Origin of the sequence: Glaesserella parasuis (genome assembly GCF_017352235.1) — a bacterium.
Lineage (GTDB): Bacteria > Pseudomonadota > Gammaproteobacteria > Enterobacterales > Pasteurellaceae > Glaesserella > Glaesserella parasuis.
Map to the genome: position 1 here is coordinate 2,193,720 of NZ_CP071487.1, position 13,459 is coordinate 2,207,178.

The 13,459-nt window shown below is 41.4% G+C and carries 10 protein-coding genes and 1 pseudogene; 6 read left to right on the forward strand and 5 right to left on the reverse strand.

Features of this window, described 5'->3' with window-relative positions; all coding sequences use genetic code 11:
- Positions 1–5 precede the first annotated feature (5 nt).
- From tilS to J1G47_RS11070, 4 genes and pseudogenes are all read left to right on the forward strand, one after another.
- A pseudogene (gene tilS / locus J1G47_RS11055) lies at positions 6–1,272 on the forward strand (tRNA lysidine(34) synthetase TilS).
- A 52-nt stretch (positions 1,273–1,324) separates the two neighbouring features.
- A complete protein-coding gene (locus J1G47_RS11060; protein WP_075592781.1) occupies positions 1,325–1,648 on the forward strand; it encodes a transposase in 324 nt (107 codons plus the stop codon).
- Between the two features lie 38 nt (positions 1,649–1,686).
- Complete coding sequence (locus J1G47_RS11065) at positions 1,687–2,472, forward strand: IS3 family transposase (RefSeq protein ID WP_081378211.1); 786 nt, start codon at positions 1,687–1,689, stop codon at positions 2,470–2,472.
- Between the two features lie 43 nt (positions 2,473–2,515).
- On the forward strand, positions 2,516–2,899 hold the full coding sequence (locus tag J1G47_RS11070) for an ISAs1 family transposase (protein ID WP_234923272.1): 384 nt from the start codon (positions 2,516–2,518) through the stop codon (positions 2,897–2,899).
- Between the two features lie 42 nt (positions 2,900–2,941).
- Here the strand turns inward: J1G47_RS11070 and J1G47_RS11075 are convergent, their stop codons facing one another.
- The gene (locus tag J1G47_RS11075; RefSeq protein WP_207326640.1) at positions 2,942–6,571 is read right to left on the reverse strand and encodes a S8 family serine peptidase; all 3,630 of its coding nucleotides are present in this window, start codon (positions 6,569–6,571) and stop codon (positions 2,942–2,944) included.
- Between the two features lie 407 nt (positions 6,572–6,978).
- On the reverse strand, positions 6,979–8,694 hold the full coding sequence (gene proS / locus J1G47_RS11080) for a proline--tRNA ligase (RefSeq protein WP_005713523.1): 1,716 nt from the start codon (positions 8,692–8,694) through the stop codon (positions 6,979–6,981).
- Positions 8,695–9,047: 353 nt separating this feature from the next.
- Here proS and acpP point away from each other — a divergent pair, with 353 nt between their 5' ends.
- Both acpP and J1G47_RS11090 read left to right on the forward strand, forming a co-directional pair.
- The gene (gene acpP / locus J1G47_RS11085; RefSeq protein WP_006249478.1) at positions 9,048–9,278 is read left to right on the forward strand and encodes an acyl carrier protein; all 231 of its coding nucleotides are present in this window, start codon (positions 9,048–9,050) and stop codon (positions 9,276–9,278) included.
- A 146-nt stretch (positions 9,279–9,424) separates the two neighbouring features.
- Positions 9,425–10,348 carry an aminoimidazole riboside kinase gene (locus J1G47_RS11090; protein ID WP_010786521.1) on the forward strand — a complete coding sequence of 308 codons (924 nt, stop codon included), beginning with the start codon at positions 9,425–9,427 and terminating at the stop codon, positions 10,346–10,348.
- Between the two features lie 161 nt (positions 10,349–10,509).
- Here J1G47_RS11090 and J1G47_RS11095 read toward each other — a convergent pair whose 3' ends face one another.
- From J1G47_RS11095 to galK, 3 genes are all read right to left on the reverse strand, one after another.
- On the reverse strand, positions 10,510–11,241 hold the full coding sequence (locus tag J1G47_RS11095; protein WP_207326641.1) for a copper homeostasis protein CutC: 732 nt from the start codon (positions 11,239–11,241) through the stop codon (positions 10,510–10,512).
- Positions 11,242–12,231 (reverse strand): galactose-1-epimerase, encoded by a 990-nt coding sequence (locus J1G47_RS11100; protein ID WP_075592726.1) that lies wholly within the window; start codon positions 12,229–12,231, stop codon positions 11,242–11,244. It lies immediately after the preceding gene.
- A gap of 70 nt (positions 12,232–12,301) precedes the next feature.
- Positions 12,302–13,456, reverse strand: coding sequence for a galactokinase (galK, locus tag J1G47_RS11105; RefSeq protein WP_005713533.1), 1,155 nt, complete (start codon positions 13,454–13,456; stop codon positions 12,302–12,304).
- Positions 13,457–13,459 lie beyond the last annotated feature (3 nt).

Here is a 13,459-nt window from a genome sequence, read left to right on the forward strand (position 1 = left end):
ATAGCATGGATATTTTTGCAAAATTTGAGCATATCGTTAGCCAACATCAACCGACACAAACACATTTTCTCGTCGGTTTTAGCGGTGGACTTGATTCCACCGCATTGCTCTCTTTATTGACAAAATTCTGTCAAAAACGACCGCACTTTTCCCTCAGTGCCATCCATATTCATCACGGTTTAAGCCCAAACGCCGATCATTGGATGACACATTGTCAACACCTTTGTCGCCAATTGTCCGTTCCACTGATCGTGGAAAAAGTCCAAGTCGATCGACGTTTAGGCGTTGAAGCGGGTGCTCGCGAAGCGCGTTACCAAGCCATTCGTCGTTATATGCGTGCAGATCATATTTTGACGACCGCCCATCATCAGCAAGATCAAACAGAAACCTTTTTTTCTCGCACTAAAACGTGGCAGCGGCGTGCAAGGCTTGTCCGCTATGCCGATGCAAAGTGCGGTCTTTTCTGTGCCGATTTTTCGCCCACTGCTCCAATTCACGCGTACCGAACTGGAAGAATATGTTAATAGCGAAAATTTGCCTTGGATCGAAGATGAAAGCAATCAAGATAACCGTTATGACCGCAACTTCTTGCGCCATCAAATTTTGCCCCACTTGTGACAACGCTGGGCACATTTTGACCAAGCCGTACAGCACAGCACGCAACATTGCTTAGAACAACAGCAATTGTTAAACGAATTACTGGCACAAGAATTACAAAAATATCAAAAAAATGACCACACTTTTGACATTAGCCAATTTGCGCATTTTTCTATACCAAAACAAAAAGCGTTACTGCGTTTGTGGTTGGCCAATTGCGATTTACCCATGCCCTCAAGCAAACAATTGGCACAAATTATTCAGGATGTGATCTTCGCCCAAGCCGATCGTTATCCAGAATTTAAATTGGGCGACAAGCTGATTCGTCGCTATCGCCAGCACTTACACATCACACCAATTTATCAAGATATCAGCCATCTTGTTTTGCCGATATACTTAAACCAATCCATTGATTTACTGGATAATTTGGGCAAATTTATAATTAAAACGCAATCTAATGAATGGATTGCAAAATGGCAAGATTACATAGTTCTCCTTCCGCCAACACAAAAACCTATCCATCTTGCTTTTCGCTATTCGGGAACGGTTCTCCACCATGGTATTCATCAAGACATCAAAAAACTGTGGCAACAACATAACGTCCCCTATTGGTTACGCCAACGCACGCCTTTAATTTTTTATGGCGATGAACTTCAATGTGTAGTGGTACACTAATCCCGCAGTCCTCAATAAGTGGTAAAATTTAACCAAACATGAGGATATAAAAATGCGAAGACCTAGAAGAACCTTTAGCGCGGAATTTAAAGCCGAAGCGGTAAAATTGATTACCGAGCGTAAATATTCTATTACACAAGCTTGCAAAGAGCTAGACATCGGTGAAACAGCGTTGCGTCGCCGGCTAAGTCAAGTTCAAGCTGAATGTCAGGGCTATGTGTTGCTGGGTTCAAAGCCAATCAGTCCTGAACAACAACGCATTCGAGAGTTAGAAAACCGTATCAAAGAGCTGGAAGAGGATAAAGAAATCCTAAAAAAGGCTACGGCGATTTTAATGTCTCTCGAGAGCAATGATACCAAGCGGTCACGACGTTAAAATCGCACGGCATTAAGCGTTTATGTGCCTTATTTGGTGTGTCAGAAAGTGCCTATTATGCGCGTTTGAAACGGCGACAAGCGGTCGAAAAACACACCGCACTTGCGATTGAAATCAAGGTCATTTTTGAGGCAAGTCGTCAATCTGCCGGCAAGCGAACTGTTCAATCAGGTTTGAGACAAAAGGGAATTCGAGCTAGTTTGCGGTTGATTCGCAACCTAATGATTCAACAGGGATTATTTAGCAAACAACCACAAAAATGGCATAACCGAAATAAAGAAATAGGGCAAGTTTTTGCTAATCACTTGAACCGAGAATTTACGCCTGATGCACAAACGACGGTGCTTTGTGGCGATACGACGTACATTAAAGTCAATGGTGTTTGGTGCTATTTAGCGGTAGTGATTAACCTGTTAAACCGTCAAGTTGTTGGTTGGAAATTGAGTCGACACCACGATGCACAATTGGTTGTCGATGCGTTAAATCACGCGATGTTGCAGACTAAACGTACGAAAACAATGCTGTTTCACTCAGACCAAGGCAGTATTTATGGGAGTAAGCAATTTACCCAGTGTGTGCAAAAACACAAGCTAACGCAAAGTATGAGCCGACGGGGCAACTGCTGGGATAATGCACCGATGGAGCGTTGGTTTAGAAGTTTTAAATATGAGTGGATGACATATGGTGGTTATGTTGATTTTGAAAGTGCGGTCAACGATGTAAAAGATTATGTGATGTACTACAACCACATTCGCCCACATAGCTATAATCAAGGTTTGCTCCCGATTTCAGCTGAAAAAACTTATCGGGGACTGTTGAATTAGTTGATCACTACAAATTGATGAGCGTTACTACCGTAAGCTGAAAGTGAGTGATTGGCTGAGCAAAGCGGAGGAATGGAAGGGGATAAAATCGGTGTTGGAGGTGTGTCGCAAGCGGTCAGATAATGGCAAAGAATCGCAAGAAAAAGTCTTTTATATCAGTAGTTTGGATGTTGATATTCAAATATTGGCGAAGTGTGTGCGAGGGCATTGGGAAGTGGAAAACAAAGCCCATTGGGTGCTAGATGTGGTCTATAAAGAAGACGAATGTGCTGTGACCGATGAATGGGGTGCGGAAAATCTGGCAATTTTGCGTCGATTAGCGTTGAACTTGGCTCGATTACACCCGAAAAAGCAGAGTATGAAAGGGAAATTGACCACTGCTGGTTGGTCAGATGAATTTCGAGATGAGCTGTTGCTCGGCGTGTAGGTTGAAAAATGGACAACATATGCGGTTGCCCTGCCTATTACACTAAAATTGATATCCTAAGGTTGCTAAAATATTTCTTGTTTTTTGATTTGGCGTAAGCGCACTCTCTAATGCCAGCTGAGCAAAAAAGCCATTGCTAAAATTTACTTGTGAGCTTAAACCTAAGGTCAAAAGAGATGGATTTAGTCTATATGTTTGCGTGAAGTGGCTGTTTGCTATCTCGCTAAATTTGGCGTTGTTACGATAATTTCTACCGCTTAATCTATGTTGATAGATCGCATACGAATTGAACTGAATTTGGGCATTGTCTAATGTGGTTGCATAGTTTAATAAAAGCCCTGCCCCCATAGCCGTTGAGTGATAATTCACGCTGTCGTATGATTTTGTAAAAATCCGACCGCTTTCATTAAATGCATTTTGATGTACAAAATCATAGTTGAAATAAGTCAGTGGCAATAGCGTAAAGTTCTCTCGTTTATAGGATTTGGCAACGCCTAACTGTGCACTCGCAAAGCGGTTTTGATAAGAGCCTGCGATATTTTCTCTTTCTCCCACAATCTGTTTTTCGTAGCGGTTTTGCGAGCCACCCCAATTTATACCACTTAGTAGTTTGAAATGGTCAAAATGCGATACATAATTCAATGCGACATTAAATACCTTTGAACGAGCATTCGCAGAATGGAAAGTGCCTTTGCCCCTTTCATAATTTAGGCTCATTGCAAGCTGTTGTTTATTGTCGATATTTGTCGCTACCCCCATACGCAATCCGTGTGAATTAGCTCTAAACTTATCCGCTTGGGTGATGTGATAGCTTGGTGTCAGGTAGAACATATATTTTTCCTGTGCCAAATTATTTTTGGCTAATTTAGACAAAAACAGATCTTCGCCACCCACTAATTTTTTTATTCCGTTGGTATTGAAACGCTGAACAAAATAGTTTGGGGTTAAGCTAAACAGTAGATTTTGTTGAGCAAAGTGGGTGGTTTTGATAGTGCTGTCGTTGAGCATATCAGGCAAATGATCTTCAGCAATGCTGTTTAACACGGCTTGTCTATTTGCGGTATTATCCAGTTTCACAAAGAAATCTTGATACGCTTGGCTGAGTTCTGTAGATGTTCTTGCAGTATAAACCGCTTCACCGACATCACTATTTGGAATATGAAAAGCCTCTTTTTTAACCTTAACTTCAGCGATAAGTGTCCCTTCTTGAGCAGGTATTGCTTCAGCTTTTTCCTTCTCTTTTTCTATGTTGTTCAGCTGTTCTGTTGATACGGTTTCAGAGCTACTTTCTTCTTTTGCCGTATCATTAGGCTTAACTTCCGTATTTGGTTGTTCCGTTGAAGCTGTTTCAGAAGTACTTTCTTCCGTTACGTTATCACTAGGCTGAACTTCCGTATTTGGTTGCTCCGTTGAAACTGTTTCAGAAGTGCTTTCTTCCGTTACGTTATCACTAGGCTGAGCTTCTGTGTTTAGTTGCTCCGTTGAAGCTGCTTCAGAAGAGCTTTCTTCTTTGGCGGTATCGCTAGGCTGAGGTTCAGTAACAGGCTTTTCTTCAATCGTATCATCATTAATTACCGTGTGATTTGAAGCGAGTTTAAAATCCGCTATTTTAAATTCCGTTGAGCCATTACTTAGAATTTCCACGCTCTCAAAACGATTAAGGCTATTTGCTAATGAGCCTAAATCAATTTGCACTTTCTGCCCTGCGGCATAAAACTGACCGCTTAAAGGACGATAAAGTAATTTTCCGCCTTTAATGTCGTAATTTTGTGCAACTAGCTTTGAATTTCCTTGAGTGTTGAAATTTAACACCAGTTTAGCTGTGCCGTGATGAGTATAGTTTTTTCCGACCGTTAATGTCGCAATATCATCACTGCCAGCAATAACAGTGCCTTTATTGTCTAAATTGTTGGCAATCGTACCGCTTCCGCTTAGAGTCCCGTCTTGTTCCACAAATACTGAACTTTCGCTAAGTGCTGAGCCACTGTTTAGGCGTAGCTCTCCACCACGTACCAAGGTTGCCCCTTTATAGCTGTTGCTACCGCTGAAGGAAAGCTGTCCTTGCCCTTGTTTGATAAATCCAACATTCAATCCTCGCATTTGTTCTGCCGGGGAATTTTTTGCTGTGGCAAGATGTAGGTTGTCGTCCCACATTTTTTGCTCGATATTGTTAGTAAATTCGCCATTTTTCCCTTGGGTATCAATCACATAATAGGCTTCAGTTTTCCCTGTTGGGCTTTGAATATCACCTAAATTTAGGCGGTTTGCATCAAGTGTCGCTACGCCGTTTAAGGCTTTTTGTACATCAAGTATGCCTTGCCCCATTAAATCTTCGCGTTTTAGGCTATAGAGCGTTTTGTTGGTTAAGATTTTATTGAGTGTAACTTTATCTTTATCAGGCGTATCGCTATATCCAAGTTCCGCTATATCTTGCCTGATTTGAGCCTCGTCTTTCGGTATATCCTGATCAATATAGATGACACTAAATGCATCATAGTTTGGTTTCTGTTTGATAATCACCTTAGGCAAGGTGTAATTTTGATTTGCGGTAGATAACAGCACATCGGCGATCTGTTTGCCATTTAAGAATGGGAATTTTTGAGCGACAAGAGCAGCTGCACCGCTAACCATCGGAGCGGCTTGGCTTGTGCCAGTTAAAGGAATAAATTCCTCTTGCTGTTGTCGACCTAACTTATTATGCACATCAAAAAGGGCATTTGCCGAATCAATTTTACTACCAGGTGCCATTAGGGAATAAGCCTGAGAACCTAAAAAGCCGTTGGAATATTTGTGGATACCTTGTAAAGTCAAGGTCCTTTCTCCACCTGAAGAAAGCTGATTTACTCGTTTTTCTTTGATAATAATTTTGCCGTCAGAGGCAATATCTATACCATCAGCATCTAACATTCCCACTGCAATAAATGAGCGAATATCTTCATCATAACGAGGTAAAAGTTCAAACAAAGACGCACTATTTTTCCCATCATTGCCTGAACCAAACACATTTAATACTTTGCGTTCTTTGGCAAGTTTAACTATCCGCTCTACTTCATTTTTGTTGTTATAACCATTGTAAGGATCATTGCTTTCTACGGTTTTTAAGGCTTGTTCATAGTTAGAGATATTTTGTTCATAAGGAAAAACCTTATAGCCCCAACTATGATTGACGATGTGTAATTTTGGATCTTTACTGAAAAAATCAAATAGATTTAAGCCCCAATAATTAAAATTTGAGCTTTCTTTAAACGCAGCTCCATAAAATTTTGCATTAGGGGCAACACCATAAGGATCGCCATCACCTTCAATACTGAAAGTTCTACCCAAATTCTTACCAAGCAAAATCCCTGCAACGTGTGTGCCGTGTCGAAATGTGGCGTTATCTTTTTGTGCTGAACCGATACTACCTGCATCATTTTTATAAATATCATCAAAATTTTTATAACCACCGATTTCAATGGCTTTTCCCTGTAAGCTAGGGTGTTCTGGATTGAATAAAGAATCAACAACACCAACCACCACATTACTACCATCAATAGCAGGGTTCTGCTCTTTGGCTTTTTGTAAGTTTATGATGTTATACGATTTTTCAAGGGTCACAAAAAGATCACTGGCAAAAAGGCTAGGGCTTGATAACACAGCACAGCATTGCAAAGGAAAAAGAAACTTTTTCATATTTGTCTCCTAAAAAATGAATATTGTTTTATGTAGGGCACACTGCGTGTACTCGACCCAACAAAAATCTTAATTCGTATCGGCGGATACCTACATTCACTCTGTTTCGTTATTTATAATGTTGACAATCCTACTCTCAACTCACTTGAAAACATAGAAAAGTCTGTCAACTGGCTAATACCTATTAATATTTAACATATTGTATTCGTATATTGTGTAATCTTTTTCTTGCTAAATCAAATATTGGATGATTATTCTAAAAATTTAGTCAAAAACAAAAATGACGACATTAAGACGTAATGATACTTATACATCTATTTGTCTACTGTGGCAGGTTCTGCATCTCAATTTCGTAACCTCATAAAAATCGAGATGCATTGTATCTATGTTGGAAATTAGAACGGCTGTTATTGGTTAATCCGTCCTTTTAAGAAATCCAACAACTGATCTTTGGCAATCATCTGTTTCTCACCTGTACGGCGGTTTTTATACTCAATTTCTCCATTTTCAAGATTTTTCTCACCGATGACCAGCATATGTGGCACACCGATCAGTTCCATATCGGCAAACATCACACCTGGGCGTTCTTTACGGTCGTCGAAAATCACATCAACGCCTTGTGAACGTAAGGTTTTATACAGATCTTCTGCAAAGGTTTGGACACTTTCAGACTTGTGCATATTCATCGGTACAACCGCAACAGTGAACGGGGCAATCGCATCGGTCGGCCAAATAATTCCGCGTTCATCGTGGTGCTGTTCAATGGCTGCGGCAACAACACGAGTAACACCGATACCATAACAGCCCATAATCATTGTTTGCGGACGACCATCTTCCCCTTGCACTGTCGCTTTCATCGCTTCAGAATATTTTGTGCCAAGTTGGAAAATATGCCCTACTTCAATACCACGTTTGATTAACAGCGTACCTTTACCGTCCGGGCTTGGATCGCCTTCTACCACATTACGCAAATCCGCAATTTTTGGTAAAGCAACATCACGTTCCCAGTTGATATTGAAGTAGTGTTTACCGTCAATATTTGCCCCTGCACCAAAGTCGCTCATTAATGCCACACTTCTGTCGATAATCACTGGAATTGGCATATTCACAGGGCCTAACGAACCGATGCCCGCACCGATTTTCGCTTTAATTTCTGCTTCATCAGCAAATTCAAACGGCTCCGCCACTTCTTCGCATTTCACCGCTTTGATTTCATTGAGTTCGTGATCGCCACGGATCACTAATGCCACTAACGGCTGTTCTTCGCTTGCACCTTTAACAATCAAGGTTTTCACCGTTTTTTCAATCGGTAGATTGAACTGTTCAACGAGTTCTGCAATGGTTTTTGCATTTGGCGTATCTACAAGGGTCATCTCTGCCGTTGGGGCTTGACGCTCGCCGACAGCAATCGCTTCTGCAAGCTCGATATTTGCCGCATAATCTGACTCGGTTGAGAACACCACATCATCTTCACCGCTTTGAGCTAACACCTGAAATTCGTGTGATGCCGAACCGCCGATAGACCCCGTGTCCGCTGCAACAGGACGGAAATCCAAGCCTAAACGAGTGAAAATATTGCTATAGGTTTGGTGCATCACATCGTAGGTTTCTTGAAGCGACTCTTTGCTGGTATGGAACGAGTAAGCGTCTTTCATTAAAAACTCACGCCCACGCATTACCCCAAAACGTGGACGCACTTCATCACGGAATTTGGTTTGGATTTGATATAGATTTAACGGAAGTTGTTTATATGAACTCACTTCACGACGCACTAAATCCGTAATCACCTCTTCGTGGGTCGGGCCTAATACAAACGGGCGATCGCCACGATCTTTAAAACGCAGTAACTCAGGGCCATAATCTTCCCAACGTTCAGACTCAACCCACAAATCCGCTGGTTGCACCACGGGCATTTCCACTTCTAAAGCACCGCTTTTATTCATCTCTTCACGAATAATATTTTCCACTTTTTTCAACACACGCAACCCAGTCGGCAACCAGTTATACATACCTGATGCAAGCGGTCGGATCATACCAGCACGCAACATTAACTGATGGCTAACGACTTGAGCGTCGTTCGGGGTTTCTTTCAAGGTTGAAAAGAGATATTGACTTGTACGCATTTATTTATCCTATTTGTATCAATTCTATAAAACGAAACGGGAGGTATTTTAAATCAAAAAGCGGTCAGATCGGCAAAGAATTTTGCAAATTGTAAAAAAATCCTAAAATCTGACCGCTTGTTTTAGGTAATTTCAGAGAAATGCCGACTCGATCAAAAATCCACTATGGATAATCCCTGAGCATAATGTTAGAATTACCTAAATTTTTCGCTAACCGATAGCGAAACTTAGTTCTGGTGTTGTGGAAAACAAAGGCTGGTTCGACTTGTATTAAAAGGCTTGAATTTAGCAAATTTTCCTTTACACTATTCAACTCTCGCACTTAGCAAATTTATACACATAGGAAACAAAAAATGAGCATTGAAGAACGCGTAAAAAAAATTATCGTTGATCAACTTGGTGCAAAAGCAGAAGATGTAAAACCAGAAGCTTCTTTCATTGAAGATTTAGGTGCAGACTCTCTTGACACTGTTGAGTTAGTGATGGCTTTAGAAGAAGAATTCGATATCGAAATTCCAGATGAAGAAGCAGAAAAAATCACTACTGTTCAATCTGCGATTGATTACGTTCAAAACAATCAATAATCTCCATTTAGAAAAAGCGACTTTTACAAGTCGCTTTTTTTTCTGCCTCTTATTTTTTCTCTAAATATATCCGTTCTTAAATTGCAAAACTAAACCGTTTTAGCTACTATGCACAAGATTATTTTTAGACTTTGAAAGGTTAATTTATGAGCAGAATTTGGGTGTTAGGTGATGCCGTTGTCGATTTAATTCCGGATGGCGACAATCATTATTTGCGTTGTGCTGGCGGTGCGCCAGCGAATGTTGCAGTCGGTGTTTCTCGTTTAGGGGTTGAGGCTGGATTTATCGGGCGTGTGGGCAATGACCCACTGGGTAAGTTTATGCAACAAACCTTGCAAGCAGAAAAGGTTTCAACCGAGCAGATGATACTTGATCCACAACAACGTACTTCGACGGTAATCGTTGGGTTGGATCAAGGTGAGCGTAGTTTTACCTTTATGGTCAATCCGAGTGCAGATCAGTTCTTAGAGGTCAATGATCTGCCAAATTTCCAACAGGGCGAATGGTTACACTGCTGTTCGATTGCGTTAATCAATGATCCTTCACGTTCTACTACGATTGAAGCTATTCGTCGTGTCAAACAAGCGGGCGGATTTGTGTCGTTTGATCCAAATTTGCGTGAATCACTTTGGTCAAGCCTTGATGAAATGAAAAAAGTGGTGAATAGTGTCGTGGCAATGGCAGACGTGTTGAAATTCTCTGAAGAAGAATTGACCTTATTGACTAATACGACAAATCTTGAGGATGCAACGAAAGAGGTTACTTCACTTTATCCAGAGAAGCTGATTATTATCACTTTAGGTAAAGATGGGGCGATTTATCACTTAAACGGTAAGAGCCAAGTTGTTGCCAGTAAAGCCTTAAAACCAGTAGATACCACTGGGGCTGGCGATGCCTTTGTGAGCGGTTTGTTAGCTGGTTTATCGCAAGTGTCAAACTGGAAAGAGAGTGATGCGGTATTAGTTGAAGTGATCCGCAAGGCGAATGCGTCTGGTGCTTTAGCAACAACAGCAAAAGGGGCTATGTCTGCTCTGCCAAATAAGGCTGAGTTAGAGGCGTTTTTAAAATAATCGATTTGATTCTCCTATTGTACAACCCAAATATAATTTACCTTTACTGGGTTGTACCCCCAAAAGGTAGGCGAAGATATGATGAAGAGCCATTCTTACAAACCTTTAGCAAAGGTCTAATGCGCCAATAATGCAGGGGCTTTCTTTTGGCTCTTCCCCCACTACAACAACGATATATATTTCAAAATCCCTTTAATTTTTTGTGAATCGGCAATGTCTAACACATTATCCTGTGATGAAGTTCCCATTCTTGCCGAACTTATTGAATCCATTAGACTTTGACGTTGCCCTTTGGCTGAAAAATGAATTTCAGGCACCTTGGTTTGTTCAATGATTTGTTTAACATTATCTGCATTGACCCCACAGCCAGCCATTACTTGAATACGCCCATTCGCTTGTTTGACTAACTGCTGAATAACAGGAATCCCATCAAAAGCAGTTGCAGCCTGTCCTGATGTCAAAATACGATGACAACCTAAGTCGATAAGTTGTTCAAGAGCAGTAATGGGATCTTTACAGAGATCAAAGGCTCTGTGAAAGGTGATCTCCATACCTTGTGAAGCCTTAACTAATAGTTCTGTTGTTGCTAAATCAATCTCACCATTTGCAGATAACGCCCCAAAAACGACCGCTTGTATGCCAAGCTGCTTGGCAGTTGCAATATCGTTGAGCATTATCTGAATTTCATCTTCGCTATACAGAAAATCACCCGCACGGGGGCGGGTCATCAAGGCTAGGGGAATAGTCGAAATGTGTTGAGCCTGCTGAATAAAGCCTAGATTCGGTGTTAAGCCGCCAACCGCAAGAGCAGAACATAGTTCAATACGGTCAATCGGAAATTGATTTGCAGTGATGACCGACTCTAGATTATCGACACAGATCTCAACTTTCATTTATTCCCCCACGATAAAGCGATAATGAATATGATGTTGATAAGACTCGTTTGCTTTGCTGATTCCGCCATAGTGCCACCATTCTGGGTGGTTTGGAGTATCAGGGAAAAACTCAGGTTCTAGGGCGACCCCTGCATAATCAGGATAGCTTCCGCCCGTCAAATTAGGCTGTCCGCCCAGCCAGTTCCCTGTATAGACTTGCAATGCAGGTTTGCTGGTACTAAGTTCAAGGCGAAGATTATCATAAGTTAAAACAGCATCGGCCTGACAAGCGGTCAGATCTTGGCAAGATTTTGCAAGTAAAAAAGCGTGGTCATAACCTTTAACAGCTTGTTGATCGGTATCAGCCAGTAAATCTTGACCGATCATTTTTGCCGTGCGGAAATCAAAACTTGTTCCTTCAACAGCTTTTAATGGGGCGTTCGGAATGCCATTAGCACCGACAGGAAGGTATTTCTCCGCATTGAGTTGTAGGCTATGTTGATGAATGGTCGGTTCATTAGAAAGATTGAAATAGGCGTGGTTGGTAAAGCAGAGCGGTGTATCTTGAGAGCTTACCGCATTAAATTCAATCTCAAGTTGATTACCGTTCAAACGATAAACGATAGTTGCTGTTACTTCACCGCCAAAGCCTTCTTCACCATTGGCGAAAATTTTGTGAAAAGTGACCGCTTGTTCATCTGCCGATTGCACCTGCCACACACATTTATCCGCCCCGATTTCCCCTCCGTGTAAATTATTTTCGCCATTATTTTTTGCCAAAATAAACTTTTGCCCATTAAGCTCAAAGGTGCCATTTGCAATGCGGTTGGCATAACGCCCTACCGTTGCACCGAAATAGGCTGATTGCTCTTGCCAACGTTCAGACGTGGTGGTTACTAATACTTCTCGTTGTTCATTTGGCAATTTAACTACGCAAGAAAGCCAAGATGCACCAAAGTCAGATAGAGTGATTTTGAGATGATCGTTTTCAAGGGTATAAATTTTCATATTTGCTCTCTTTATGTTGCTTCCCCTCTCCCGCAAGCGGGCGAGAGAAATGATATTATGACTGCATAATTTAAACCACTCTCACCCCATCACTTGCTGTGCAAACATAGAAAGTTTCTTGAATGCCGGTTTGTTTTTGGTAGTTTTCTGCGATAAGTTTACGCAACGCTTCCACTTTTTCATTTGGAACTAAGCAGATAATACAACCGCCGAAGCCACCGCCTGTCATTCTTGCACCGCCATTTTTGCCGATAGCGACTTGAGCTAATTCAACTAAATAGTCAATTTCTGGGATAGTGATTTCAAAATCATCACGCATTGAGTCGTGGGATTCGCCCATTAATACACCTAATTTTTGCATATCGTTGGCTTTCAAGGCTTCAACCGCTTCTAGTACACGATGATTTTCGCTGATAACGTGTTTTGCACGTTTGTAGGCTAATTCATTAAGCTGTTGTAACTCTGCCGCTCGCTCAATAAATTGTTCAGGACTAACATCTCTTAAGGCTTTAACGCCAAAGAATTGTGCCGCAAATTCACACTCTTGACGGCGACTGTTATATTCCCCTGTGACTAAATCGTGTTTGACGTTAGAGTTAATGATCGCAATGAAATAGCCTTGTGGCACGGGGGTTGGGCTAATGTCTAAACTACGACAGTCGATCATCACAAGGTGATCTTTTTGTCCCAATGCCGAAGTAAGTTGATCCATATTGCCACAATTTGCACCGACAAATTTATTCTCGGCACGTTGTCCGATTAGGGCGATCTCCGCTAGACTAATCGGTAAATTACCTAACACTTGGCAAGTTTTACCGATAGAAATTTCAAGAGCAGCGGACGAACTTAACCCTGAAGACATCGGCACATCACTGGTCATTGCAATATCAGCCCCTTGAATAAATTCAGGGCAACGCTCTTGAATATATTTCACCACGCCACGCACATAGTTTTTCCATTTATCTTCACTTTGTGGAATTTCTTTTTTAATATCAAAGGCATCGGTTTCGTTAATATCAATCGCATAGACACGCCAAATGGAGTCGTCACGTTTCGCAAAACTCACGGACATACCGTAGTTGATCGCACAAGGCATCACAAAGCCATCGTTATAATCGGTATGTTCACCGATAATATTCACACGACCTGGAGCAAAAACGGTTTGCTGTGACGCATAACCAAAATGTTGTTCAAATTGAGTTTGAGAGAGTTCGATTGGGGGCATTGT